This is a genomic window from Xanthomonas sp. SI, from assembly GCF_014236855.1.
Lineage (GTDB): Bacteria > Pseudomonadota > Gammaproteobacteria > Xanthomonadales > Xanthomonadaceae > Xanthomonas_A.
The window spans coordinates 3,243,829-3,267,745 of record NZ_CP051261.1 but is presented as its reverse complement, the minus strand read 5'-3'; the positions used below and the strand labels follow the sequence as shown (position 1 = coordinate 3,267,745).

At 68.2% G+C, this 23,917-nt stretch carries 21 protein-coding genes, 1 other RNA gene and 1 pseudogene; 12 read left to right on the top strand and 11 right to left on the bottom strand.

Annotated elements, in window-relative coordinates:
* Window positions 1-173 precede the first annotated feature (173 nt).
* The 3 genes from HEP75_RS13645 to HEP75_RS13635 all read right to left on the bottom strand — a co-directional run bounded on the left by HEP75_RS13645 (window position 174) and on the right by HEP75_RS13635 (window position 2,336).
* A complete protein-coding gene (locus tag HEP75_RS13645) occupies window positions 174-1,547 on the bottom strand; it encodes an EAL domain-containing protein (RefSeq protein ID WP_185813267.1) in 1,374 nt (457 codons plus the stop codon).
* A 119-nt stretch (window positions 1,548-1,666) separates the two neighbouring features.
* On the bottom strand, window positions 1,667-1,981 hold the full coding sequence (locus tag HEP75_RS13640) for a DUF3175 domain-containing protein (protein ID WP_185813266.1): 315 nt from the start codon (window positions 1,979-1,981) through the stop codon (window positions 1,667-1,669).
* 16 nt (window positions 1,982-1,997) lie between these two features.
* The gene (locus HEP75_RS13635; protein WP_185813265.1) at window positions 1,998-2,336 is read right to left on the bottom strand and encodes a hypothetical protein; all 339 of its coding nucleotides are present in this window, start codon (window positions 2,334-2,336) and stop codon (window positions 1,998-2,000) included.
* A gap of 321 nt (window positions 2,337-2,657) precedes the next feature.
* Between HEP75_RS13635 and HEP75_RS13630 the strand changes: the two are divergent.
* From HEP75_RS13630 to HEP75_RS13620, 3 genes and pseudogenes are all read left to right on the top strand, one after another.
* Window positions 2,658-3,938 (top strand): annotated as a pseudogene (locus HEP75_RS13630) (efflux RND transporter permease subunit); the annotation flags it as partial.
* 31 nt (window positions 3,939-3,969) lie between these two features.
* A complete protein-coding gene (locus tag HEP75_RS13625; protein ID WP_185823885.1) occupies window positions 3,970-4,704 on the top strand; it encodes an SDR family oxidoreductase in 735 nt (244 codons plus the stop codon).
* The gene (locus HEP75_RS13620; protein ID WP_185823884.1) at window positions 4,698-6,146 is read left to right on the top strand and encodes a TolC family protein; all 1,449 of its coding nucleotides are present in this window, start codon (window positions 4,698-4,700) and stop codon (window positions 6,144-6,146) included. Before HEP75_RS13625 ends, HEP75_RS13620 begins: the two co-directional genes overlap by 7 nt.
* 59 nt (window positions 6,147-6,205) lie before the next feature.
* Here the strand turns inward: HEP75_RS13620 and HEP75_RS13615 are convergent, their stop codons facing one another.
* From HEP75_RS13615 to HEP75_RS13605, 3 genes are all read right to left on the bottom strand, one after another.
* Window positions 6,206-6,373, bottom strand: a complete 168-nt coding sequence (locus HEP75_RS13615; RefSeq protein WP_185822995.1) for a hypothetical protein — start codon at window positions 6,371-6,373, stop codon at window positions 6,206-6,208.
* A gap of 13 nt (window positions 6,374-6,386) precedes the next feature.
* Window positions 6,387-7,361, bottom strand: a complete 975-nt coding sequence (locus tag HEP75_RS13610) for a GGDEF domain-containing protein (RefSeq protein WP_185826605.1) — start codon at window positions 7,359-7,361, stop codon at window positions 6,387-6,389.
* 288 nt (window positions 7,362-7,649) lie between these two features.
* On the bottom strand, window positions 7,650-8,690 hold the full coding sequence (locus tag HEP75_RS13605) for a LysR substrate-binding domain-containing protein (protein WP_255423731.1): 1,041 nt from the start codon (window positions 8,688-8,690) through the stop codon (window positions 7,650-7,652).
* A 108-nt stretch (window positions 8,691-8,798) separates the two neighbouring features.
* Here HEP75_RS13605 and HEP75_RS13600 point away from each other — a divergent pair, with 108 nt between their 5' ends.
* Complete coding sequence (locus tag HEP75_RS13600; protein WP_185823883.1) at window positions 8,799-9,383, top strand: NAD(P)H-dependent oxidoreductase; 585 nt, start codon at window positions 8,799-8,801, stop codon at window positions 9,381-9,383.
* Between the two features lie 276 nt (window positions 9,384-9,659).
* Here the strand turns inward: HEP75_RS13600 and HEP75_RS13595 are convergent, their stop codons facing one another.
* Both HEP75_RS13595 and ssrA read right to left on the bottom strand, forming a co-directional pair.
* Window positions 9,660-9,833, bottom strand: a complete 174-nt coding sequence (locus tag HEP75_RS13595; RefSeq protein WP_185816167.1) for a hypothetical protein — start codon at window positions 9,831-9,833, stop codon at window positions 9,660-9,662.
* A 636-nt stretch (window positions 9,834-10,469) separates the two neighbouring features.
* Window positions 10,470-10,821: a transfer-messenger RNA gene (ssrA, locus tag HEP75_RS13590) on the bottom strand.
* Between the two features lie 397 nt (window positions 10,822-11,218).
* Between ssrA and HEP75_RS13585 the strand changes: the two genes are divergently transcribed.
* On the top strand, window positions 11,219-13,735 hold the full coding sequence (locus HEP75_RS13585; RefSeq protein WP_345776765.1) for a S8 family peptidase: 2,517 nt from the start codon (window positions 11,219-11,221) through the stop codon (window positions 13,733-13,735).
* An 83-nt stretch (window positions 13,736-13,818) separates the two neighbouring features.
* Here HEP75_RS13585 and smpB read toward each other — a convergent pair whose 3' ends face one another.
* Window positions 13,819-14,322 (bottom strand): SsrA-binding protein SmpB, encoded by a 504-nt coding sequence (gene smpB / locus HEP75_RS13580; protein WP_003467984.1) that lies wholly within the window; start codon window positions 14,320-14,322, stop codon window positions 13,819-13,821.
* 60 nt (window positions 14,323-14,382) lie between these two features.
* Between smpB and HEP75_RS13575 the strand changes: the two genes are divergently transcribed.
* Together HEP75_RS13575 and HEP75_RS13570 are read left to right on the top strand one after the other, a co-directional pair.
* The gene (locus HEP75_RS13575) at window positions 14,383-14,814 is read left to right on the top strand and encodes an SRPBCC family protein (RefSeq protein WP_179565174.1); all 432 of its coding nucleotides are present in this window, start codon (window positions 14,383-14,385) and stop codon (window positions 14,812-14,814) included.
* Window positions 14,811-15,074 carry an RnfH family protein gene (locus HEP75_RS13570; protein ID WP_185823882.1) on the top strand — a complete coding sequence of 88 codons (264 nt, stop codon included), beginning with the start codon at window positions 14,811-14,813 and terminating at the stop codon, window positions 15,072-15,074. Before HEP75_RS13575 ends, HEP75_RS13570 begins: the two co-directional genes overlap by 4 nt.
* A 27-nt stretch (window positions 15,075-15,101) precedes the next feature.
* Here the strand turns inward: HEP75_RS13570 and bamE are convergent, their stop codons facing one another.
* Entirely contained in the window at window positions 15,102-15,500 is a 399-nt protein-coding gene (gene bamE / locus HEP75_RS13565; RefSeq protein ID WP_185816169.1) for an outer membrane protein assembly factor BamE, read from the bottom strand.
* A gap of 103 nt (window positions 15,501-15,603) precedes the next feature.
* On the opposite strand from bamE, the gene fur reads away from it, so the two are divergent.
* The gene (gene fur / locus HEP75_RS13560; protein WP_179565169.1) at window positions 15,604-16,026 is read left to right on the top strand and encodes a ferric iron uptake transcriptional regulator; all 423 of its coding nucleotides are present in this window, start codon (window positions 15,604-15,606) and stop codon (window positions 16,024-16,026) included.
* Window positions 16,027-16,796: 770 nt separating this feature from the next.
* Here fur and recN read toward each other — a convergent pair.
* Window positions 16,797-18,464, bottom strand: a complete 1,668-nt coding sequence (gene recN / locus HEP75_RS13555; protein WP_185823881.1) for a DNA repair protein RecN — start codon at window positions 18,462-18,464, stop codon at window positions 16,797-16,799.
* Window positions 18,465-18,576: 112 nt separating this feature from the next.
* Between recN and hrcA the strand changes: the two genes are divergently transcribed.
* The 4 genes from hrcA to dnaJ all read left to right on the top strand — a co-directional run bounded on the left by hrcA (window position 18,577) and on the right by dnaJ (window position 23,691).
* Window positions 18,577-19,635: a heat-inducible transcriptional repressor HrcA gene (gene hrcA, locus HEP75_RS13550; protein WP_185823880.1), complete on the top strand. Its 1,059-nt coding sequence runs from the start codon at window positions 18,577-18,579 to the stop codon at window positions 19,633-19,635.
* A 174-nt stretch (window positions 19,636-19,809) separates the two neighbouring features.
* Entirely contained in the window at window positions 19,810-20,331 is a 522-nt protein-coding gene (gene grpE / locus HEP75_RS13545; protein WP_185816172.1) for a nucleotide exchange factor GrpE, read from the top strand.
* 149 nt (window positions 20,332-20,480) lie between these two features.
* The gene (gene dnaK, locus HEP75_RS13540) at window positions 20,481-22,400 is read left to right on the top strand and encodes a molecular chaperone DnaK (RefSeq protein ID WP_185823879.1); all 1,920 of its coding nucleotides are present in this window, start codon (window positions 20,481-20,483) and stop codon (window positions 22,398-22,400) included.
* A 151-nt stretch (window positions 22,401-22,551) separates the two neighbouring features.
* Window positions 22,552-23,691, top strand: a complete 1,140-nt coding sequence (gene dnaJ / locus HEP75_RS13535) for a molecular chaperone DnaJ (RefSeq protein ID WP_185823878.1) — start codon at window positions 22,552-22,554, stop codon at window positions 23,689-23,691.
* Window positions 23,692-23,917: the final 226 nt, after the last annotated feature.

Here is a 23,917-nt window from a genome sequence, read left to right as displayed (position 1 = left end):
CGATGCGCTCCGTGAGCGGGCGGAATGCGGCAGGCCGCAATCACCCGCGATTCCCTGCGATCCCCCTGTAGGAGCGGCTTCAGCCGCGACCGGGCGTTACCAGGAAGAAGGAAGACATCGGTCGCGGCTGAAGCCGCTCCTACAGGATCGATCCAGAAGTTCTACCGAGGGACTCAGTCCGCCTCGTCGCCGATCGCCGCATAGCGCGCCAGGTGCGCCGACAGCGGCCCCGGATGCGCCAGTTGGTAGCCTTGCCCGTAGCGCGCACCCAGCGCCTGCAGCGTGGCCAGTTCGCTCTCGGTCTCGATGCCCTCGACAATGACGCTGGCATCGGTCTCGGCGGCGAAGGACAGGATCGCCAGCGCCAGCCGCTGGCGCCGCGGTTCGGCGTCGATGCCGCGGGTCAGGGTCAGGTCCAGCTTGATGATGTCCGGCGACAGGTGCAGCAGATGGCGCAGGCTGGCAAAGCCGGTGCCGGCGTCGTCCAGCGCGATGCGCAGGCCCTGCCGCTGCAGCGCGCCGATATGCTCGGACAGGCGCGGATAGTCCGGCGCCTGCAATTGCTCGGTGATCTCCAGCACCACCCGCGACAGGTCGTGGCCGTGCAGCAGCGCCTCCAATTGCGGGTGCAGCAGGGTCTGCGCGGAGACGTTGATCGCCAGGTACAGCGGCGCCGGCAGCTGCGCCAGCAACTGCAGCGCCTTGCGCGCCGCGGCCAGCTCCAGTTCCAGCGCCAGCCCGACCTTGCTCGCGTCGTCGAACCAGCGCAGCGGCGCCAGGCCGGGATTGGACGGGAACCGCGACAAGGCCTCCACGCCGACGATGCGCTGCGTGGACAGCGTCAGCACCGGCTGGGTCACGATCTGCAGGCGCTCGTTGGCGACCACCTCGCGGATCCGCGTGGCGATCGCGGCCTTCTCGCGGAACGCGTGCTTCTCCGCGTTCTGGCGGCGCGCGATGTCGGTCTGCAGCGCGGCGCGGTCCATCGCCAGCGCCAGCGTCGCGCCGACCAGGGTCGCCAGCATTTCCAGCGTGCGCACGTCCTGCGGGGTGTAGCTGCAGGGGTAGGGCGACATCACCTTGAGCACGCCGATGCCGCGATCGCCATAGCTGAGCGGCACCACCAGCATCGAGCGCAGGCCGACCTTGCGGCAGGCATCGAGATTGACCCGCGGGTCCTGTTCCGAATCGTCGCACTGCAGCACCTTGCCGCTGCGCATGCACAGTCCGGACAGGCTGCCGTTGCTGGGCAGGCGCAGGCCCAGATGCTGTTCGGCGGTGCCGCTGGCCGACCAGTACAGCATGTCGTTGCCGTCGCACATCTCCACCACCGCGCCGTTGGAGCGGGTCAGCTCCTGCGCGCGGCGGGTCACCACATCGACCACTTGCAATGGGTCGCTGCCGGCGGCGGCGATCTCGCCCTGGGCGAGGATGATCCGCGACAGCAGCAACGCATCCTCGCTCATCGCCGAGGCAACGGGGCCACGTTCGGCAGCGGTATCGGCAGGGCGCTGGACCCAGTCCGAAACGTCGGGTTCCTTGGTCATGCCGCGATCATGCGCTCATGGTTCGGCGCAGGGCAATCGGCACGCGCCAGAGGTGCGCTAGCGAGGCACGGAATTGCCGTGCGCATCACGATGCGTCGCGCGATGCCGTGTCGCGGCGCTCAGCCCGTGGCGCCCTTGCGCGGCTTGCCGTACAGGCTGCGCAGTTCGTCCTTGGCCTGTTCCAGCACTTCGCGGCGCTGGGCCGGCAGCTGCTTGCCGGCGCGGTTGATGTAGAAGGTCAGCATCGACATCGCCGAGCGGTAGGGACCGGTGCGGCGCCGCGCGCTCTGGTCGGCGGAGTGCTTGAGCGAACGGGCGATGGACACCGGGTCGTCGCGTTCGAACACGCTGGGCGTGAGCTCCAGCGCATCGCTGCTCTCGTTGACGCGCTGCACCCAGTGGGCGGTGGAAACATTCGAGCTGCTGTGTGCCATTGGTGATGCTCCTTGGCTAGTGAAGTGAAGAGGTGGAGTCGACGCGGAATCGCCATGCCGCCGATGGCGAGCGAATGGATGGAGCGGAGAAACGATCGTCGCCAGTGCGGACGTTGCCGCGATGTCCGCCGATGCCGCGCACGCGCGTCGCGATGCGCTGTTGCGCGTTGACGCCAGCGCGGACCATGCGTGCGTTGCGCAATGCCACCGCCTGCGCGCAGGCATGTGCCGCGACGGCGTGGCTGCGTCGGCGTCGACGCGGTTGTTCGATCATGCTGCCATGCTGCATGCAAGGCTCCCCGAAGCGAATTTCACGTCCATTGCGCGAATCCTGGATGCGCAGACGTGACGTCATCGACAACATAACCGCGCATGTCGGGGTGCGTGGTAGACAGCGACGCTTTCACTGAACCATTAACCGAAACCCCCTTGAAAACAGCTGCGCCGCGCAGGCGCGCTTGATCTGCGTTGGTAACGTCACCATGTTTTCGATTACGCGATTGACTCGATTGTCGTACCGAGGACAATCCGGACATTCCCTCTTTTCGCCGCAGTGCATTCGATCGCGACGGTGCGTCGCAGGAGACCGCATGTCGTTCGTGCAAGCACGCTTCCATCCTGCCGTCGCCCGTTGGTTCGAGCGCTGTTTTGCCGCGCCGACGCCAGCGCAGCTGGCAATACCGGCGTGGTGTTCCTGACCCTGAAGCCGTTCGCCAAGCGCCATCGCAGCGCGCTGGAGATCAACGCCGAAATCAACCAGCGCATCTCGCAGCTGGGCGAAGGCATGGCGTTTGCGTTCATGCCGCCGCCGATCCTGGGCCTGGGCAACGGCAACGGCTACCAGTTGTTCATCGAGGACCGCGCCAACCTGGGCTACGGCGCGCTGCAGAACGCGGTCAACGCGATGCAGGGTGCGGTGGTGCAGACCCCGGGCATGAGCTATCCGATCGGCACCTACCAGGCCAACGTGCCGCAGCTGGATGCCGAGGTCGACCGGGTCAAGGCCAAGGCGCAGGGCGTGGCCCTGACCGATCTGTTCGATACGCTGCAGACCTACCTGGGCTCGACCTACGTCAACGACTTCAACCAGTTCGGCCGTACCTGGCAGGTGATCGCCCAGGCCGACGCGCCGTTCCGCGAGAGCGTCGAAGACATCGCGCGGCTGCGCACCCGCAACGCCGCCGGCGAAATGGTGCCGATCGGCTCGATGGTCACGGTCAAGCAGACCTTCGGTCCGGATCCGGTGCTGCGCTACAACGGCTATCCGGCCGCCGATCTGGCCGGCGAGGCGGATGCGCGCATGCTGTCCTCGGCCGAAGCGATGGCCAAGCTCACCCAGATCGCCAAGCAAGTGCTGCCCAACGGCATGGAGATCGAATGGACCGACCTGAGCTACCAGCAGGCGAGCCAGGGCAAGGCGGCGATGGTGGTGTTCCCGCTGGCGGTGATGTTGGCGTTCCTGGTGCTCGCCGCGCTGTACGAAAGCTGGACGCTGCCGCTGGCGGTGATCCTGATCGTGCCGATGACGCTGCTGTCGGCGCTGTTCGGGGTGTGGCTGACCGGCGGCGACAACAACGTGTTCGTGCAGGTCGGCCTGGTGGTGCTGATGGGCCTGGCGTGCAAGAACGCGATCCTGATCGTCGAGTTCGCCCGCGAACTGGAACTGCAGGGCAAGGGCATCGTCGAATCGGCGCTGCAGGCCTGCCGCCTGCGCCTGCGCCCGATCGTGATGACCTCGATCGCGTTCATCGCCGGCACCGTGCCGCTGGTGTTCTCGCACGGCGCCGGCGCGGAAGTGCGCTCGGCCACCGGCATCACGGTGTTCGCCGGCATGCTCGGCGTGACCCTGTTCGGTCTGTTCCTGACCCCGGTGTTCTATGTCGCCCTGCGCAAGCTGTCCGGGCGTCCCCTGGTGTCGCATGCGCCGGCGCACGCCGAGGCGCCGACCCACGCTTGATCCTTTCGTTCCCCCTTTTCAGGAAATCCGCATGAACACGACCCACAAGATCGCCCTCGTCACCGGGGCCACCCGTGGCATCGGCCTGCATACCGTGCGCCAGCTGGCCGAGGCCGGCGTGCACACGCTGCTGGCCGGCCGCGACTCCACCCGCGCCACGGCCGCCGCGCTGGAACTGCAGGGCGAAGGTTTGCCGGTGGAAGCGCTGACCCTGGACGTCACCGACGCCGCCAGCATCGCCGCCGCAGTGGCGGCGGTGCAGGCGCGCCACGGCCGGCTCGACATCCTGGTCAACAACGCCGGCATCATGATCGACGACATGAAACTCGCGGTCTCGCAGCAGAGCCAGGACACCTGGCGCAAGACCTTCGACACCAACGTGTTCGGCCTGATTGCGGTCACCCAGGCGTTCCTGCCGCTGCTGCGCGCCGCGCCGGCCGCGCGCATCGTCAACGTGTCCAGCCTGCTCGGCTCGCTCGCCCTGCACAGCCAGCCCGGCTCGCCGATCTACGACTTCAAGGTGCCGGCCTACAACGTGTCCAAGAGCGCGGTGAACGCGTGGACCGTGCAGCTGGCCTACGAACTGCGCGACACCCCGATCAAGGTCAACACGATCCACCCCGGCTACGTGAAGACCGACATGAATTCCGGCGAAGGCGAACTGGAAGTGGCCGACGGCGCGCGCAGCAGCGTGATGATGGCGCTGCTCGACGCCGATGGCCCGACCGGCAGCTACACCCATGTGGGACAGGTGCTGCCATGGTGATCCGTCCCGCGATCGGCGCGCTGGCGTTGGCGCTGCTCAGCGCCTGCGCCAGCGTCGGCCCCAACTACCACGCGCCGGAACAGGCGCCGGTGACGCTGCAGGGTGCGGCGGCACCGGTGTTCGCGACCACTTCGCCGGTGGCGTCGTGGTGGGCGCAGTTCGACGACCCGGTGCTGGAACAGCTGGTGCACCAGAGCCTGGCCGCCAACCTCGACCTGCGCATCGCCCTGGCGCGGGTGCACGAGGCGCGCGCGGTCTTCGCCGAACGGCGCCTGGACCAGGCGCCGCACGTCACCGCCAACGGCGACTACAGCCGCGGCAAGGCGCCCGATGCGGACGCCGGCGGCGCGCGGGTGCTGACCGAGAGCTACAGCCTGGGCTTCGATGCCGGCTGGGAACTCGATCTGTTCGGACGCCAGCGCCGCGCCAGCGAGGCGGCGCGCGCCGACCTGGAGGCCGAGCAGGCCGGCATGGCCGATGCGCAGGTCACCGTGGCCGCGGAAGTGGCGCGCAACTACTTCGAGTTGCGCGGCGCGCAGAAGCGCATCGCGGTGGCGCGCACCACGCTGGACAACCTGCGCGATACCCAGCGCCTGACCGAGACCCGCTGGCAGCTGGGCGCCGGCAGCGAACTGGACGTGCAGAGCAGCCGCGCGCGGCTCAAGGCGATCGAGGCCGACATCCCGTTGCTGGAAGTCAGCGAGGCGCAGGCCCGGCATCGGCTGGCGGTGCTGCTGGGCCGCCCGCCCGGCGCGCTGGACGAGCTGCTGGCGCCGCGTGCGACGCCGGCCTACGCCCGCGCGCTGCCGCTGGGCGATACCACCCAGTTGCTGCGCCGGCGACCGGACGTGCGTATCGCCGAGCGCCGGCTGGCGTCGGCGACGGCGCGGATCGGTGTGGCCACCGCCGACCTGTTCCCGCGGATCAGCCTCAGCGGCTTCGTCGGCTTCCTGTCCGGCGATGCCGGCTCGCTGCTGCAGGGCAGCAGCAAGGCCTGGTCGCTGACCCCGTCGATCAGCTGGGCGGCGTTCGACTTCGGTACCGTGCGGGCGCGGTTGCGCGCCAGCGAAGCGCAGGCCGACGGTGCTGCCGCCGACTACGAGAAGGCGGTGCTCGGCGCGCTGGAGGACACCGAGAACGCGTTGACCTCCTACGCCAAACAGCAGGCGCGGCTGGCGATCGTCGCCGAGCAGGCGCAAGCGGCCGGCCGTGCCGAAGCGCTGGCGCAATTGCGTTACCGCGAAGGGTCGGAAGATTTCCTGACCCTGCTCGATACGCAGCGTACCAAGCTGTCCGCCGACGATGCCCTGGCCGACGCCGAGGCGTCGGTCAACGTCGGCGTGGTGCGGGTCTACAAGGCGCTCGGCGGCTGGGGCCAGGATGCGGTGCTGCCGCCAGAGGTGGCGCTGGCAACGCCGCCGCCGGCGCCGGTCGCGCACTGACGGCGGGCGTCTGCTTTCGGTTGGTCACAGGCCGCGGGATCGATCCGCGCGAAGCCGCTTCAGTCGCGATGGGCCGCAGCAACGACGCCCATCGCGACCGACGGCTTGCGCCAGGCGAGGGCGCTGCGGCTGGAATGCCGCGGCGCCTGCGCGGCAGCGCAGAGCGAGAACGCGCATGGCGGTGGCATCGGCATCCGGCTCGATGCGATCATGCTGCCGTCACCCATGCACCGCGATCGCTCACTCCTGGATCAGGTCCTCGGCGATCACGTAGGTGTCGCGGCCGCCGTTCTTGGCCTGGTACAGCGCCGCGTCCGCGCGCGAGAACCAATCCTGCCAGTGCTGCTCGTCGCACAGCATGGCCGCGCCGAGGGAGACGCTGATGCGCCCGCCGGGGCCACGCAAGGCCTCGCGCGTGACCTGGTGCAGGCGCTTGGCGAAGGCGGCCAGCTCGTTGCGCGACTGCAGTCGCGTCACCACCACGAATTCCTCGCCGCCGAAGCGGAACACCTCGTCCGGCGCGCGCACCTGGAAGCGCAGCAGTGCTGCCAATTCGGCCAGCGTACGATCGCCGGCGGCGTGCCCGTAGAGGTCGTTGACCTCTTTGAAGTGATCGATGTCGATCACGATCAGCCCATGCCGGCGCGTCTTGCGGCGCGTATCGGCCACGCGCTGCGACAGGCTGCGTTCCAGCATGCGCCGGTTCGGCAGCCCGGTCAGCGCGTCGTGCGACGCCAGTTGTTCCAACTGCACGCGGTCGCCCTCCAGCCGCAGCGACAGCACATAGCCCAGGCCGGTGATCAGCAGCGACACGGCGATCAGCGAGAACGTGTGCTCGGCGCCGAGCAGGGTGCCCGGGGTGACCAGCATGATCACGATCAAGGTGGCGTTGCAGGCCAGCCCGACGCCGCGCGCGACCACGAAGAAGTTGCTCATCATCACCAGGTACAGCCACGGCACCGCGGCCTGCTGCAGGGCATGGCTGGCCAATGCGCTGCCCAGCAACCAGCTCAGGGTCAGCAGCGGGTCCATGCGGCCGTCGCCGCGGCGCAAGGCCAGCGAGGTCGCCAGCGCCGCCAGGCCGGCCAGCGTGGCGCCGGCGGCGGCGCTCCAGGCATGGCCCTGGAGCCACCGATAGGCCCCGAACAGCAACAGCACCGCGGCCGTGGTCGGCCCGAGGATCCTGATGATGCCGAGCCGGAAGTGCCGGCGCATCGAGGCGCTCACGGCCTTGCGGCGCTCTGCATGGCGCGCGCTATCGGCCTGGCGACGACAGGCTGGAGAAAGGCGAGAAAGGCGTACATGCGGGCATCGCGCTGCGTTAGGGTCGCAGTGGAGAAGCAAATTGTGTGCCGTCCGCCGCATCGGCCGCGTGAGTGCGGCAGCGCGGGCCGATCGCCGGGCAGCTGGCCTTGCCCTCGGGCGGTGCCGCGTGCCGATCCGCCATGCTCCTTAATTGGCAAAAGGCGTGAGCCGGCGCAGGGTGGGCGTTGCCCTTGGGCTTCACTCCCGCTGAGGCACGGGTACCGCAGCCGCTGCGGGAACGGTGCCGGCGACGCGGGCCATTTGCAGCCTGGCCGCCTGGCTCTGGTCGGCCGCCAGCCGCTGGCAGTCGTGGTGGAACGTGGCCTGCGGCAGGCGTTCGGCCAGGAAATCGACGAAGCTACGGATCGCCGGCAGCAGGCCGCGGCGGCTCGGGTAGACGAAATGCAGCAGGCCCTGGGCGGTGCTGTAGTCCGGCAACACCCATTCCAGCATGCCGTTGTCGAGCAGCGGGGCGCAGTATTGCTCGGGTAGCAGCGCCACTCCGCAGTGTTGCACGGCGGCGGCGATCAGCACCGAGAAATCCCCGCTGACCAGCCGTGGCACGACCTCGATCGCGGTCTTGTTGCCGTCGCCGTCGAGCAGTTCCCACAGCTGCGCGCCCTCGTGCTCGAACATCGACAACGCCGGCAACTGGGCCAGCTCCTGCAGGGTCTGCGGACGGCCATGCGTGTCCAGGAACGCGCGGCTGGCCACCAGCATGCTGCGCGCATGGCCGATGCTGCGCACCACCAGGGTGGCATCGGTATCGAGTTTGTCGCGCACGCGGATCGCCACGTCGTAGCCTTCGCCGATCACGTCCACGCGGCGGTTGGTCGCGGTGAGCCGCACCTGCACCTTGGGGTGTTCGAGCAGGAACGCCGGCAGGATCGGGCCCAGCACGTTCTGCGCCAGCGACACCGGGCAGCTGACCCGCACCACGCCGCGCGGCTCGGTGCGCAGTTCGTCGACCGCCTCCTGCGCGGCGCGCGCTTCTTCCAGCACCGCGCGGCAGTGCTGGTAGAAGCGCGTGCCGACCTCGGTGACCACGAAACGCCGTGTGGTCCGCTGCAGCAGGCGCACGCCGAGGCGCTCCTCGAGTTGGGCGATGCGCTTGCTCAGCCGCGACTTGGGCAGGCCCAGCGCGCGCCCGGCGGCGGAAAATCCGCCGTGTTCGACCACCGAGGCGAAGAAATACAGATCGTTGAGGTCGTGCAGGACGCCGTCCATCGTCGGGCTCATCGTTTCTCGTTGCGAACGATCAGTGTACTTTAGACGGGCTAATCGTTGGATTGTTTCGCGCGTATCGTCTTTGCCATGCCGCTACGCGGTCAACGCAAAGGAACCTCCATGAAACTCCTGCACATCGACAGCAGCGCGCTTGGCGCGCATTCCGTCTCGCGCGGCCTGACCGCGGCCATCGTCGCCGAGTTCGTCGCCGCGCATCCGGGGGTGGACGTCGCCTACCGCGACGTGCATGCCGCGCCGCTGAGCCACTGGGCGCCGCCGGCCGGCGATGCCGAGCCGGCGGCCATCGAAAACAGCCAGGTACTGGAAGAGTTCCTGGCCGCCGACGTCGTCGTGATCGGCGCGCCGATGTACAACTTCGGCATCGCCAGCTCGCTGAAGGCCTGGATCGACCGCCTCGCCGTGGCCGGCAAGACCTTCCGCTACGGTGCAGCCGGTCCGGAAGGCCTGGCAGGCGGCAAGCGCGTGATCGTCGCGTCTTCGCGCGGTGGCATCTACAGCCCGGGCAGCCCGGCGGCGGCAAACGATTTCCAGGAAACCTACCTGCGTGCCGCGTTCGGCTTCTTCGGCATCACCGACATCGAGTTCGTCCGCGCCGAAGGCGTGGCGATGAGCGACGATCACCGCACCCAGGCGATCGGCGGCGCGATCGCCGGCATTGGCGGCTTGTTGCGCGAAGCGGCGTGATCTGCCGCGTCGCGCGTTGCCGGAAAGTCTTCCGGTAGAGCGGGGCGTCGGTGATCCTGAAGCGGCCGGGCGCGTTTGCGCCCGGCCGCTTTCGCATGCGCGCCAGGGGCGGCAGTGAGCGCCTCGCACAGGACATCGCCAAGCGCATGCACGGCCGCGATGGCGATGCTGCTGCGTAGTCCATGCCGAAGAGAGCTGGATATGCGCATCCAGCCGATGGCGCCCATGCCACCGCGTGCGGCCGTTTCCAGCGCCGGGATACGGCTCTGTGACGCTTTACTGGGCTTCGTCGTCGATCAGGCGTATGCCTTGCGGGCTGAGCGCGATGTCGCCGTCTTCGCCTTGCGCGGCGTAGTTTTCGCGCACGGCCCAATTCGCCTCTTCTTCGGTGACGGGCTTCGTGGCATGAATGTCTTGCAGAATGCGCAGTTGTTCGTTGGTCAGTTGCATGGCGAACCAGAGTCGGCAATCGATGCCGTCACCGTACAGACCGCGCGTGATGGGTATGTCGCCGGCACTGGCCTGGGCAGGCTGCGTTTCTTAGAGCGGTGCAGCGACGCGCGCCGCGAATTGTGGGATACGCAACGCAAGGCTGGACATCGTTCCTTGCATGTCGTCGTTCCGACACGCGGCGAGGACATCTTCCTAACAGTGCCTGCCGCATCCTTCCCTCACCAGCTGTGCGGCCGTAGGTAAAATCTCAGGGCTGCTTCAAGGGTGCAGGCATCCGCGGCTGGACCATCTTCTTTCGACGTGTTGCAGATGCATCCATCGCGATGCAGCCTCGCAACCTTCAGCTGCGCCGTGCGCTACCGGCGCTCCTCATAAACGACTGGTAACACCTCGATCCGTTCACTTGCAGCGTCGAATCGGTGTGCTGGGCGATGGTGTTCGCTGCGAATGCTGCCGTCGCGATTGCTCCGCGGTAGACCGCGCTGATTCCGGCAACGCCCACAGGCGCATCGCGCATGCCGGCCAAGGCACGTCTTGTCGATGGCGGGTACAAACAAAAAGGGCCAGATTGCCCTGGAATCCAGGAAAATCCGACCCTTGTCGTACGTCCGCGAATTGCTGCGAACGTTCAGATGGTGGAGGTGGGCGGAATCGAACCGCCGTCCGAAGGCACTCCATCCCCGGCACTACATGCTTAGCTCATCGTTAGATCTCATCCCGGAACAGCACGATGTGCGAAGCGCATCCCGGGACCAGCCTGCTTTATTTAGCCAATGGTTGACAGGCAGCCACCACCGGCGATTCCGTGATAATGACCCTACGTCGCGAGCACGGACACAAGCGATTTCGGGGCTAGGCCTTAAGCGGCCAGTGCGTAGTTGTCGTCGTTGGCAACTATAAGTTTGCTGCTGGATTTACGAGGAAAGCGGCCCCCTCGGCATGCGCCAAGCGATTTTGCAACCCCCGTCGAAACCAGTGCACCCCCGGGGAAAACGTAAAACGCTGACCGACACAGTGTAGGGATCGGGGAGGGCAGTCACAAGTCTTGCGACAGGGGCGGCTTAAGCTGGCTTCACTCGGCGCGCAGCTGGCGGTAGGCGCCGACGGATCTCCCCCAGGCATGGAGCACCGCGATGGCAACCAGGCAACAGCGTGCGCGCGACGGCGGGCGCGATGGGAAACCAGCGGCCACGGCAGCGGCCGCCGCAGCGAAACCAGCGAAAGCGTCCGCCCAGGCCAGCCGGGCGGCGCCTGCCCGGGATGGCGTTGCGGCGAAGAGGGCCACGCCCAAGAAGGCCGCCGCGCAGCGGGCCGAGGCGAAGAATGCGGAAAAGACGGTCGTGCGGTCGAGCGGGCCGGCGCGGCGTACAGCGGCGAAGACAGTGGCTGGCGACAAAGCCAGGACAGGCGCGCCCAAGGCGGCCAAGTCCAGGGCAGTCAAGCCCAAGACGGCCAAACCCGGGACAATTAAGCCGCAGGCAGCCGCCAAGCGTGCGCCGTCGTCTCATCTCGGCGCAGGTGTCACCACCGCCGCCAGCACTCCGGCGCCGGCGCGCACCACCAGGCCCAAGGCCACCGGCCAAAGCTCGCTGGCACAGGGCCAGGCGCGCACGGTCGTCTACATCCATGGCATCGGCAACAAGCCGCCGGCCGAGGTGCTGCGCTGCCAGTGGGATCGCGCCCTGTTCGGTCGCGAGATGGGCGAGCGCACGCGCATGGCGTACTGGGTCAGCCGCGAGCGCTATCCGTCGCCGGAGCCGGGCAGTTGCCAGGACCAGGACCGCGGCCCGGCGTTGAACCAGGCCGAGCAGCGGGTGCTCGGCGCGCTGGGCGTGGTGCCGCAGCTGGCCGATCTGCGCCAACTGGCCGATACGCTGGCCGGCAGCGACGCCGAACGCGCGTGCCTGCGGCAGTTGCTGGACGAGGTGCAGGCCGCCGCACCGGAGGCCGCCGGCCTGCATGCGCAGGGTCCGATCGACGTGCTGAACCGGATGCTGCTCAAGCTGATCTCCGCCGCGCTGCTGCAGGACGTGCACGATTTCTTTTTCGTGCCGGCGCGGCGCGCGCAGATGCGCGAAAGCCTGCTGCAGCGCATGCGTGCCGGTGGCGGTCCGTTCGTGGTGATCGCGCACAGCCAGGGCTCGCTGATCGCCTACGACGTGCTGCGCGAGTTCGAGGCCGAGGACTGCGAGGTGTCGCTGTTGCTGACCCTGGGTTCGCCGCTGGGCCTGCCGGTGGTGCGCAGCATGTTCAAGCAGTGGACCGGCACGCCGAAGTTGCCGTTTCCGGCCTGCGTGAAGCGCTGGGTCAACGTCGCCGAGCGGCGCGATCCGGTGGCGCTGGACGACGATCTGAGCGACGACATCGCCGATGCGCAGGGGCGCTTCCACAACATCGCCGGATCGCGCATCAATCCGGATTGGCAGCGCAATCCGCATTCCGGCTCCGGCTATCTGTCCATCCCCGAGGTCCGCGCCGAGGTGCGGCGCGCGGTGGGCGTCGGCTTCGGCCAGCCGATCGCGCATCCGGTGCTGATCAAGGACCTGTCCGACCAGTTGGAGGCGCACGCGCCGGACTATCGCCACGAGGTGCTGATCGAACTGGACCGCCTGCCGGATGCGCGCGAGCCGGCGCAGTTGAAGCGCGAGCTGGTCGCGGCGCTGCGCGAGCTGACCCAGGCGTCCACCGGGTTGAAGGGCGAGGCGCTGGACGCGGCGATCGAGCTGGAGGACACGCTGCAGCGCTACGTGTCGGCGCGCCTGACCCGCTTCGAGATCGAAAGCCTGCGCGAGCGCTATCGCACGTTGAGCCTGAAACGGCTGTGGCGCGACGCCGGCAAGCGCGCCCTGATCTACCAGTCGCGCAGCACCGTGCAGGCCGACGCGGCGCAGGTGGCGTACCGCGCGCTCGGCAGCGGCATCGGCTGGGCGGTGCTGGACAGCGGCATCGCTGCGGCGCATCCGCATTTCCAGCAGCCCGGTCTGCCGGAAACGGTGCTGGCGCAATGGGACTGCACGCAGCGCGGCCGCGCCCGCGAACTTCGCCGCGACGACGGCACCGGCTTCGCTGCGCTGGACGGCAACGGCCATGGCACCCACGTGGCCGGGATCATCGCCGGGCAGTGCGAGGCGCCGCTGCCTGGGGTGGCGCCGGCCACGCCGCTGCGCTTCGCCGGCATGGCGCCGCAGGCGCGGCTGTACGGGCTGAAGGTGCTGGACGACGACGGCAACGGCCGCGACTCGTGGATCATCAAGGGCGTGCAGCAGGTCGCCGAGATCAACGAGCGCGCCGGTGAGCTGGTCATCCACGGGGTCAACCTGAGCCTGGGCGGCTACTTCGATGCGGAAAGCTACGGTTGCGGCTTCACCCCGCTGTGCAACGAACTGCGCCGGCTATGGCGGCAGGGCGTGGTGGTGGTGATCGCGGCCGGCAACGACGGCCTGGCCTGGCTGATGCAGGACGATGGGCAGGCCTACCCGATGAACCTGGACCTGAGCATCGGCGACCCGGCCAACCTGGAGGAGGCGCTGGCGGTGGGTTCGGTGCACAAGAGCAGCCCGCACAGCTACGGCGTGTCGTACTTCTCCTCGCGCGGCCCGACCGCCGACGGCCGGCACAAGCCGGACCTGGTGGCGCCGGGCGAGAAGATCGTCTCGACCCACCATCGCTACGATGCCGACGACCCCGGCACCTGGATGGTGGAGATGAGCGGCACCAGCATGGCGGCCGCGCACGTGTCCGGGCTGATCGCCGCGTTCCTGTCGGTGCGCCGCGAATTCATCGGCTTTCCGGACCGGGTCAAGCAACTGCTGTTAGACCAGTGCCTGGACCTGCAGCGCGATCCCTACATGCAGGGACGTGGGTTGCCGAGCCTGATGCGGATGCTTGGCGGGACGTGATGGGGCAGGGATTGGTGATTGGAGATTGGAGATTCGTAACGGCAGCATCTCGCTTGCCGCGTTTGCGAATCCCCAATCCCGAATCACGCGTTCTTGTTGTGACGCCGCATGATCCGCTGCTTGTCGCGGGCCCAGTCGCGGTCCTTGGCGGCGTCGCGCTTGTCGTGGTCCTGCTTGCCCTTGGCCAGCGCGATCTCGAGCTTGATCTTGTTCTTGCTCCAGTACATCGCGGTGGGCACCAGGGTGTAGCCGTCGCGCTCGACGCGGCCGATCAGCTTGTCGATCTCGCTCCGGTGCAGCAGCAGCTTGCGGGTGCGGCGGTCGTCGGCGACCACGTGGGTGGAGGCCTGGATCAGCGGGGTGAACTGCGCGCCGAACAGGAACAGTTCGCCCTGGCGCACGAACGCATAGCTCTCGCCGATGTTGGCGCGGCCGGCGCGGATCGACTTGACCTCCCAGCCCTGCAGGGCCAGACCGGCTTCGTAGCGGTCCTCCAGGTGGTATTCGTGGCGCGCACGCTTGTTCAACGCGATGGTCTTGTTGGCCGTCGCGCCGTTTGCTTTATCCTTGGCGGGTTTCTTGCTCATCTTGCTATTGTCTCCGATTCGGGGCCTCCCGAACGTCTTGGTCCACTTTCCCCGCACCGAATGCCTATCATCCGCCGCAGCGCCCTGGTCGAACACCCCGCAACGCGCATGTTCGACCTGGTCAATGATGTCGCCGCCTATCCGCGCCGCTTCGCCTGGTGCGATGCGGCGCATGTGCTCGAGCACAGCGACCAATACCTGGTGGCGCGGCTGGACCTGGGCGTGGGCTCGTTCCGTACCTGGTTCACCACCGAAAACCGGCTGCAGCGCCCCGACCGCATCGATATGCTGCTGCGCGACGGCCCGTTCAAGCGCCTGCAGGGGCAGTGGGAGTTCCAGGGCTTCAACGACCACGCCAGCAAGGTCAGCCTGACCCTGGACTTCGAACCGGCCTCGCGGCTGTTGGGACCGGCGCTGGCGCTGGGCTTCCAGAGCCTGGCCGACCGCATGGTCAACGACTTCGTGCGCGTGGCCGACCGCGAAGACGCATGAGCGGGCTGCGGGTCGAAGTGGTGCTGGCCTGGCCGGACCACTTCGTCGCGCGCGCGCTGCAATTGCCCGAAGGGTCCACCGTCGCCGATGCGTTGCGCGCAGCGGCCTTGGCCGGGGCGACGCCGGGCATGCCCTGCGCGATCCATGGCAGCGTCGCCGCGCCGACCCAGCTCCTGCACGACGGTGACCGGGTCGAACTGCTCAGGCCATTGCTGGCCGATCCGAAAGACGCCCGGCGGCGGCGCGCGAAACCGCGCTAGCGCCGCCAGGCGCGTTGCCGGCGACGCTTACTCGCTGCGGCGCTGCTTCTTCTTGTCCTTGGCCAGGTTGCGGCCGAACTGGCGCACGCTGTTCTTGGCCAACTCCGAATCGTTGTCCGGGAAATAGTCGCCTTCCCAGCGGGTCACCGTGTCGTTGTCGAAGTAGACGACGAAATTCTTGATCTCGGTCCGGCCGAGGCGATCGAGGCGCTCGGTCGCGGTGTAGTCCCAGCGTTGGGCATGGAACGGATCCGGGATCGACGGGGTGCCGAGCAGCGCGTTGACCTGCTGCTTGCTTTGGCCGACCTTGAGCTGATCGACGGCCGCCTGCTTGATCAGGTTGCCTTGGTAGATAGGCTGCTTGTAGATGATCCCGCAGCCAGCGGTGGACAGGGCAACAGCGGCGACCAGCAAGAGATTGCGCATCGGGGACAGTACTGAGGGAAATCGGGTCGATGATACACTCCCGATGACCGCCGCGACCCATCCCGAGGCAGCTGGCGCTAAACCAGCTATGAATGGAGACGCCATGGAATCCCACGATCTGCGCAAAGTCGGCCTGAAGGTCACGCATCCCCGGATGCGCATCCTGGAGCTGCTAGAGCAGAAGTCGGCGCGCCACCACATGACGGCGGAAGAGATCTACCGCCAGCTGCTCGATCACGGCGACGAGATCGGCCTGGCCACGGTGTACCGGGTCCTGACCCAGTTCGAGGCGGCCGGGCTGGTGCTCAAGCACAATTTCGAAGGTGGCCAGGCGGTGTACGAACTGGACCGCGGCGGCCATCACGACCACATGGTGGACGTGGACACCGGCAACGTCATCGAATTCGAAAGCGCCGAGATCGAGGAACTGCAGCGCAAGATCGCCGCCGATCACGGCTACGAGCTGGAAGAGCATTCGCTGGTGCTGTACGTGCGCAGCAAGCGCCCGGCCGGCAAGAAGGGCTGAGTTCGGCCAGTGCGGGCGCGGTAGCGTTCGACGCAGGGCCATCGCCACGGACCGCGTGGAGAGGAAGGGCCTGAGTGGCTTCGGTTTCCACGGATTGCCGGCTGTCACTGATCTCCCAGCTCCGCTCGTCGCGACTGAAGTCGCTCCCACAGGAGGCTTGCGGCGAGCCGGCTGGGTGCACTGTGGGAAGGGCTTCAGCCCCGACTGCTTCCGAGACCGGAACAACTGGTGGCTCCGTTCGTCGCGGCTGAAGCCGCTCCTACAGGGACTCGCGACGGACTGGCTCGGGTGCACTGTAGGAGGGGCTTCAGCCCCGACCCGACACCATCCGAAGCCAGCAAGCTTCATATCCCCTGATGGCCTGAGTCACACGGCTCAAGTCGCCCGATGGCTCCTACAAGGGGCTTGCGGCTAGCCGGCTGGGTGCACTATGGGAGGGACTTCAGTCCCGACGCCTTCCGCCCCCTGGGTCGTCGGACGGCTCTGCTCGTCGCGGTTGAAACCGCTTCTACAGGGAACTCGCGACGAACTGGCTGGGTGCACTGTAGGAGGGGCTTCAGCGCCGACCCGACACCATCCGAAGCCTGCAAGCTTCATATCGCCTGATGGCTCGAGTCACAGGGTTCGAGTCGCCTGATGGCTTGAGGCGACCCAGCGCCATGCGCACAGTGGCGCCCAGCTACCGAACCGAAGCCCAGTCCCAGTTCCAGTCCCAGTCCACCAGCCGACCAGTCCCGGCCCACCAGCCCGGCGCAGCCTGCCGGAGCGCCTCAACCAGCGCTCTGCAACAGCCGCTTGGCCGCCGCGCGGGCTTCCTTGCTGACCTCGACCCCGCCCAGCATCCGCGCCAGTTCTTCCTCGCGCTGGCGCGGCGCCAGCAGTTCGACCGAGCTCTGGGTCATGCCCTCGACCGGCGCCTTGCTGACCCGGTAATGGGCATGGCCCTGCGCCGCGACCTGTGGCAGGTGGGTCACGCACAGCACCTGGCGCTGCTCGCCGAGCGCGCGCAGCTTCTTGCCGACGATGTCGGCGACCGCGCCGCCGATGCCCGAGTCCACTTCGTCGAACACCATCGTCGGCACCGCGTCCAGGCCCAGCGCGGCGACCTCGATCGCCAGCGAGATGCGCGACAGCTCGCCACCGGAAGCGACCTTGCGCAGCGCGCGCGGCGGCTGCCCGGCGTTGGCCGCGACCAGGAACTCGACGCGCTCGGCGCCGGCCGGGTCGGGGCGCTCGGCCTCGTGCGGCTCGAGCTGGATCTCGAAGCGCCCGCCGCCCATGCCCAGTTCGCCGATCAGCGCGGTGGTGTCGCGCGACAGCGCCTGCGCGCCACGCTGGCGGGTGCCGCTGAGCGCGGCGGCGGCGTCGCGCCAGGCCTGGGTGGCGCGGGCGATCTCCGCATCCAGCACGTCCAGCCGTTCGCCGGCGCCGCGCAGGCCCTCGACTTCGGCCAGCAGCGCGTCGCGGTGCTCGCCCAGCGTGTCCGGGGTGACCCGGTGCTTGCGCGCCAGGTCGTGCAACCGGCCCAGCTTGCGTTCCATGTCCTCGAACTGCGCCGGATCGGCGTCGAGGTCGTCGCGCACCCGGTCGACCAGCGCCAGCGCCTCTTCCAGCTGGATCGTGGCGCTGTCGATCAGCGCGTCGACCTCGGCCAGGCGCGGCTCGTATTCGCCGACCTTGCCCAGTTCGTGGCGGGTCTGCTGCAGCAGTTCCAGCACCGCCGGCGCCTCGTCGCCGTTGAGCCGCTGCGCGGCGCCCTCGCAGGCACCGATCAGCGCCGCGGCATGGGCCTGGCGGCGATGGTTGGCGTCCAGTGCGGCGATCGCCGCCGGCGCCAGGTCCTCGCGCTGCAGCTCGGCCAGCTGGTGCTCGAGGAAGCCGATGCGGTCGGACACGTCGCCCTGCGCCAGCAGCGTCTCGCGCTCGGCCAGCAGCGCCTGCCAGCGCACGGCGGCGGCGCGCACCGCGGCGCGTTCGGCCTCGTTGCGGGCGTAGGCGTCGAGCAGGCCGAGCTGGCTGCCGCGCGACAGCAGCGCCTGGTGTTCGTGCTGGCCGTGGATCTCGACCAAGTGCCCGGCCAGCTCAGCCAACTGCGACAGGGTCACCGGGCGGCCGTTGATCCAGGCGCGCGAGCCGCCGTCGGCGCGGATCACCCGGCGCAGCTGGCATTGTTCGTCGTCGTCGAGCTCGTTTTCGCGCAACCAGGCGCGCGCCGGGGCGGCCTCGGGCACGGCGAACTCGGCCGACAGCTCGGCGCGGTCGGCGCCGTGGCGGACCACGCCGCTGTCGGCGCGCAGCCCGGACAGGAAGCCGAGTGCGTCCACCATCAGCGACTTGCCGGCGCCGGTTTCGCCGGACACCACGGTCATGCCAGGGCCGAATTCCAGTTCGGTCCCGCGGACGACGGCGAAATCCTTGATCGAGAGATGTCTGAGCATGGGGGTCGGAATCCAGGGGCGCGCAACGCTAGCACGCGGGGGTAGGTGGGCCAATCACTTGCCAAGCCGGCATGCAGCCATTATCTAGTGTCCAGTCTCACGGATTGATTGCATGCGCGCCTCCCCGGTCCACTCCTCGCTCGACCCACGCGCCCGGCAGCTGTTGCGCACGCTGATCTCGCGCTATATCCGCGACGGCGAACCGGTCGGCTCGCAGACCCTGGCCCGCCACGCCGGGCTGGACGTGAGCCCGGCGACGATCCGCAACATCCTCGCCGATCTGGAGGACGCCGGCCTGCTCAGCTCGCCGCACACCTCGGCCGGGCGCATTCCCACCGCCACCGGCTACCGGGTGTTCGTCGACAGCCTGGTGCAGATGCGCCCGCCGGGCGAGAGCGAGGTGGCGCGGCTGCGCGCGGAGATGAGCAACGCCGCCGGCACTCAGGCGCTGCTCGGCAGCGCCTCGGAGCTGCTGTCGGCAATGACCCATTTCGTCGGCGTGGTCAGCGCGCCCAAGCGCGAGCAGTTCGCGTTCCGGCACATCGATTTCGTGCCGCTGGACGCGCGCCGGGTGCTGGCGATCCTGGTGTTCGCCGACAACGAGGTGCAGAACCGGGTCATCGAACCGCGCAAGGCCTACGAGCCGGCCGAGCTGGAACGGGTGGCCAATTACCTGAACGCGCATTTCGCCGGGCGCGCGCTGGCCGACATCCGCGCCAGCCTGGTGCGCGACCTGCGCCACGCCCGCGACGAGATGGAGCTGCTGCTGGCGCACAGCGTGGAGCTGGCCGAGCAGGCGTTGGCCCCGGCCGGCGACGACATGGTGCTGGCCGGGCAGACCAAGCTGATGGGGGTGCAGGACCTGTCGGACCTGGAGCGGCTGCGCGAATTGTTCGAGATCTTCGCCAGCAAGCGCGAGATCCTGCAGCTGCTGGAGCGCACCATCCGCGCGCCGGGGGTGCGCATCTTCATCGGCGAGGAAACCGGGGTGGTGCCGCTGGAGAGCGTGTCGCTGGTCACCGCGCCATACATGGCCGGCGGCCAGGTGCTGGGCGTGCTGGGGGTGATCGGCCCCAAGCGCATGGACTACGACCGGGTGATCCCGCTGGTGCAGACCGCCGCCGAAGTCCTCGGCGCGGCCCTGGACCCGACCCCGCCGACAGAGCGCTAGCCGGGCAGGGAGGAGCGGGCATATGGCAGCCGGCGCGTGCCGTGGCGCCGCTCCGACCAATCCCGAATCCCCAATCTCCAATCCCGAAGATGCAACACAGCATCTTGAATCCGCCCCGTACGCCCACATAGGTGGTCCGGTAGGGCGGGTGCATCTCCCGCCAGGGAACCGGAAATGAACCAAGACCACCCCGAATTCGATTCTGAACACCTGTCCGAGGCCCAGCAGCCGGCGACCGATCCGCTGCAGGCGCAGATCGAGACGCTGCGCAGCGAGCTGGCGCTGCTCAAGGCCGACGTGCTGCGCGAGCGCGCCGACCTGGAAAACCAGCGCAAGCGCATCGCCCGCGACGTCGAACAGGCGCGCAAGTTCGCCAACGAGCGCCTGCTCGGCGACCTGCTGCCGGTGTTCGACAGCCTGGACGCCGGCCTGAGCGCCGCCGGCAGCGAACCCAGCCCGCTGCGCGATGGCCTGGAACTGACCTACAAGCAGCTGCTCAAGGTCGCCGCCGACAACGGCCTGACCCTGCTCGACCCGACCGGGCAGCCGTTCAACCCGGAGCACCACCAGGCGATCAGCCAGGCCGAGGCCGACGGCGTCGCCCCCGGCCACGTGATCCAGGTGTTCCAGAAGGGCTACCTGCTCAACGAACGCCTGCTGCGGCCGGCGCTGGTGGTGGTCGCCAAGCACGATTGACGCGTGCCGCCAGCGGTCCGCGCCTGAATCCGGCGCGGCCGCGGCAGAACGCTAATTTGCGGTGATGGCTTGAATGACCTGCGGCCATCCCTATATCCGAACCAGACCCCGGCAGCGGCCGGATACCAGAAATTTTCAGGAGTCATCCAATGGGCAAGATCATCGGCATCGACCTGGGCACGACCAACTCGTGCGTGGCGATCATGGACGGCGGCAAAGCCCGCGTCATCGAAAATTCCGAAGGCGACCGCACCACGCCCTCGATCGTCGCCTACACCAAGGACGGCGAAGTGCTGGTGGGCGCCTCGGCCAAGCGCCAGGCGGTCACCAATCCGAAGAACACTTTCTACGCGGTGAAGCGCCTGATCGGCCGCAAGTTCACCGACGCCGAAGTGCAGAAGGACATCGGCCTGGTCCCCTACGGCATCGTCCAGCACGATAACGGCGACGCCTGGGTGGCCACCGCCGACGGGCGCAAGCTGGCCTCGCAGGAAATCTCCGCGCAGGTGCTGGAGAAGATGAAGAAGACCGCCGAGGCGTTCCTGGGCGAGACCGTCACCGAGGCGGTCATCACCGTGCCAGCGTACTTCAACGACAGCCAGCGCCAGGCGACCAAGGACGCCGGCCGCATCGCCGGCCTGGACGTCAAGCGCATCATCAACGAGCCGACCGCCGCGGCGCTGGCCTACGGCCTGGACAAGGGCCAGGGCGGCGATCGCAAGATCGCGGTGTACGACCTGGGCGGCGGCACCTTCGACGTGTCGATCATCGAGATCGCCAACGTCGACGGCGAGAAGCAGTTCGAGGTGCTGGCCACCAACGGCGACACCTTCCTGGGCGGCGAAGACTTCGACAAGCGCGTCATCGACTATCTGGTCGAGGAATTCAACAAGGACCAGGGCATCGACCTGCGCAAGGATCCGCTGGCGCTGCAGCGCCTGAAGGATGCGGCCGAGCGCGCCAAGATCGAGCTGTCGACCTCGCAGCAGACCGAAGTCAACCTGCCGTACGTCACCGCCGACGCGTCGGGCCCGAAGCACCTCAACATCAAGCTGACCCGGGCCAAGCTCGAGGCGCTGGTCGAGGACCTGGTCAAGCGCACCATCGAGCCGTGCCGCACCGCGCTCAACGACGCCGGCCTGCGCGCCAGCGACGTGACCGAGGTGATCCTGGTCGGCGGCCAGACCCGCATGCCGAAGGTGCAACAGGCGGTGTCCGAGTTCTTCGGCAAGGAGCCGCGCAAGGACGTCAACCCCGACGAGGCCGTGGCGCTGGGCGCGGCGATCCAGGGCGGCGTGCTGGCCGGCGACGTCAAGGACGTGCTGCTGCTCGACGTGACCCCGCTGAGCCTGGGCATCGAGACCCTGGGCGGCGTGTTCACCAAGATCATCGAGAAGAACACCACGATCCCGACCAAGGCTTCGCAGACCTTCTCCACCGCCGAGGACAACCAGTCCGCGGTCACCGTGCACGTGCTGCAGGGCGAGCGCGAGCAGGCCCGCTACAACAAGTCGCTGGCCAAGTTCGACCTGTCCGGGATCGAGCCGGCGCCGCGCGGCCTGCCGCAGGTGGAGGTGTCCTTCGACATCGACGCCAACGGCATCCTGCACGTGTCGGCCAAGGACAAGAAGACCAACAAGGAACAGAAGGTCGAGATCAAGGCCGGCTCCGGCCTGTCGGACGACGAGATCCAGCGGATGGTCGCCGACGCGGAAGCCAACCGCGAGGAAGACAAGAAGTTCCATGAGCTGGTGCAGGCGCGCAACCAGGCCGATGGCCTGATCCACGCCACCCGCAGCGCGATCACCGAGCACGGCAGCAAGGTCGGCGGCGACGTGATCGGCAAGGTCGAGTCGGCGCTGGCGGACCTGGAAACGGCGATGAAGGGCGACGACAAGGGCCAGATCGAGGCCAAGACCAAGGCGCTGGAAGAGGCCGGTCAGTCGCTGTACGCGGCCGCGGCCGCCGGCGAACAGCAGCCGGGCGCGGCTCCGGGCGGTGCGCAGGCCGCCGGCGACGACGTGGTCGACGCCGAGTTCACTGAAGTCAAGGATGACAAGAAGGCGTGATCCAGCCTTAGGGAATCGGTTCTCGAAGGAGCGGTGCTCAGGCTCCGCTCCTTCGCCGTTTTAAGGTTCCCGGTTTCATTGCCGCTATGACTAATCGCTACAGGATGCCTGTTTTGAACCATTCCCCATTCCCCATCGCCCATTCCCAGCCATGAGCAAACGCGACTACTACGAAGTGCTGGGCGTGGCCCGTACCGCCAACGATGACGAGCTGAAGAAGGCCTATCGCCGTTGCGCGATGAAGCACCACCCTGACCGCAACCCGGGCGACCAAGCTGCCGAAGCCGCGTTCAAGGAGTGCAAGGAGGCCTACGAAGTCCTGTCCGACGGCAACAAGCGGCGCATGTACGACGCACACGGCCATGCCGCGTTCGAGCATGGCATGGGCGGGATGGGCGGCGGTGGCGGTGCTGGCGGCCCGGACATGGGCGACATCTTCGGCGACATCTTCGGCAACATCTTCGGTGGTGCCGGCGGCGGTGGTGGCCGTGCGGCCCGGCGCGGTGCCGATATCGGTTACGTGCTGGAACTGGATCTGGAAGAGGCGGTGGCCGGGATCGAGCGCCGCATCGAGATTCCGACCCTGGGCGAATGCGAACACTGCCATGGCAGCGGTTCGGAGGACGGCAAGGTCGAGACCTGTACCACCTGCCAGGGTCGCGGCCAGGTGCGGATCCAGCGCGGCATCTTCGCGATGCAGCAGAGCTGCCCGCATTGCGCCGGGCGCGGCCAGATCGTGCAGAACCCGTGCGGCACCTGCCACGGCGCCGGGCGCGTCGAGGAAACCAAGGTGCTGTCGGTGAAGATCCCGCCCGGTGTGGACAACGGCGACCGCATCCGCCTATCCGGCGAAGGCGAGGCCGGTCCGGCCGGCACCCCGCCTGGCGATCTGTATGTGGAAGTGCGGGTGCGCGAGCACGCGATCTTCCAGCGCGACGGCGACGACCTGCACTGCGAAGTGCCGATCCGCATCTCCCAGGCCGCGCTCGGCGACACCGTGCGCGTGGCCACGCTGGGCGGCGAGGCGGAGATCCGCATTCCGGCCGAGACCCAGACCGGCAAGCTGTTCCGCCTGCGCGGCAAGGGCGTGCGTTCGGTGCGCAGCCGCAGCGAAGGCGACCTGTACTGCCGCGTGGTGGTGGAAACCCCGGTCAATCTGACCGCCGACCAGCGCAAGCTGCTGGAGCAATTCGAATCCACCTTCACCGGCGAGGACGCGCGCAAGCACTCGCCGAAGTCGGCGACCTTCATCGACGGGGTGAAGGGGTTCTGGGACCGGATGACGTCGTAGAGCCGGGAGTGGGGATTGGGGATTCGCAACGGCGGGTCCCGAGCGGCGGTCGAGAGTGTGTGGAACGATGCAAGAGGCACGTGCAGGGCGAGAGCCCGGTACGTGCCTTTTCGGTTTTCGGGATTGCGGTCGATTGCCTGCGAATCGAATGCCGGGTGCGGGAGGGGACGCCGCGGTGTTGCTGTTACGAATCCCCAATCCCGCATTCCCAATCCCAGCCCTTGAA

What these genes read in the sequence shown, in the direction of transcription:
- recN (WP_185823881.1), bottom strand. Translation starts at nt 18,464, where the DNA reads ATGCTCAGACATCTCTCGATCAAGGATTTCGCCGTCGTCCGCGGGACC.
- HEP75_RS13615 (WP_185822995.1), bottom strand. Translation starts at nt 6,373, where the DNA reads ATGGGTGACGGCAGCATGATCGCATCGAGCCGGATGCCGATGCCACCG.
- dnaJ (WP_185823878.1), top strand. Translation starts at nt 22,552, where the DNA reads ATGAGCAAACGCGACTACTACGAAGTGCTGGGCGTGGCCCGTACCGCC.
- HEP75_RS13640 (WP_185813266.1), bottom strand. Translation starts at nt 1,981, where the DNA reads ATGGCACACAGCAGCTCGAATGTTTCCACCGCCCACTGGGTGCAGCGC.
- HEP75_RS13605 (WP_255423731.1), bottom strand. Translation starts at nt 8,690, where the DNA reads ATGAGCCCGACGATGGACGGCGTCCTGCACGACCTCAACGATCTGTAT.
- HEP75_RS13600 (WP_185823883.1), top strand. Translation starts at nt 8,799, where the DNA reads ATGAAACTCCTGCACATCGACAGCAGCGCGCTTGGCGCGCATTCCGTC.
- HEP75_RS13620 (WP_185823884.1), top strand. Translation starts at nt 4,698, where the DNA reads ATGGTGATCCGTCCCGCGATCGGCGCGCTGGCGTTGGCGCTGCTCAGC.
- HEP75_RS13610 (WP_185826605.1), bottom strand. Translation starts at nt 7,361, where the DNA reads ATGCGCCGGCACTTCCGGCTCGGCATCATCAGGATCCTCGGGCCGACC.
- HEP75_RS13625 (WP_185823885.1), top strand. Translation starts at nt 3,970, where the DNA reads ATGAACACGACCCACAAGATCGCCCTCGTCACCGGGGCCACCCGTGGC.
- HEP75_RS13570 (WP_185823882.1), top strand. Translation starts at nt 14,811, where the DNA reads ATGAGCGGGCTGCGGGTCGAAGTGGTGCTGGCCTGGCCGGACCACTTC.
- grpE (WP_185816172.1), top strand. Translation starts at nt 19,810, where the DNA reads ATGAACCAAGACCACCCCGAATTCGATTCTGAACACCTGTCCGAGGCC.
- HEP75_RS13635 (WP_185813265.1), bottom strand. Translation starts at nt 2,336, where the DNA reads ATGACGTCACGTCTGCGCATCCAGGATTCGCGCAATGGACGTGAAATT.
- fur (WP_179565169.1), top strand. Translation starts at nt 15,604, where the DNA reads ATGGAATCCCACGATCTGCGCAAAGTCGGCCTGAAGGTCACGCATCCC.
- HEP75_RS13645 (WP_185813267.1), bottom strand. Translation starts at nt 1,547, where the DNA reads ATGACCAAGGAACCCGACGTTTCGGACTGGGTCCAGCGCCCTGCCGAT.
- smpB (WP_003467984.1), bottom strand. Translation starts at nt 14,322, where the DNA reads ATGAGCAAGAAACCCGCCAAGGATAAAGCAAACGGCGCGACGGCCAAC.
- HEP75_RS13595 (WP_185816167.1), bottom strand. Translation starts at nt 9,833, where the DNA reads ATGCAACTGACCAACGAACAACTGCGCATTCTGCAAGACATTCATGCC.
- HEP75_RS13575 (WP_179565174.1), top strand. Translation starts at nt 14,383, where the DNA reads ATGCCTATCATCCGCCGCAGCGCCCTGGTCGAACACCCCGCAACGCGC.
- hrcA (WP_185823880.1), top strand. Translation starts at nt 18,577, where the DNA reads ATGCGCGCCTCCCCGGTCCACTCCTCGCTCGACCCACGCGCCCGGCAG.
- bamE (WP_185816169.1), bottom strand. Translation starts at nt 15,500, where the DNA reads ATGCGCAATCTCTTGCTGGTCGCCGCTGTTGCCCTGTCCACCGCTGGC.
- dnaK (WP_185823879.1), top strand. Translation starts at nt 20,481, where the DNA reads ATGGGCAAGATCATCGGCATCGACCTGGGCACGACCAACTCGTGCGTG.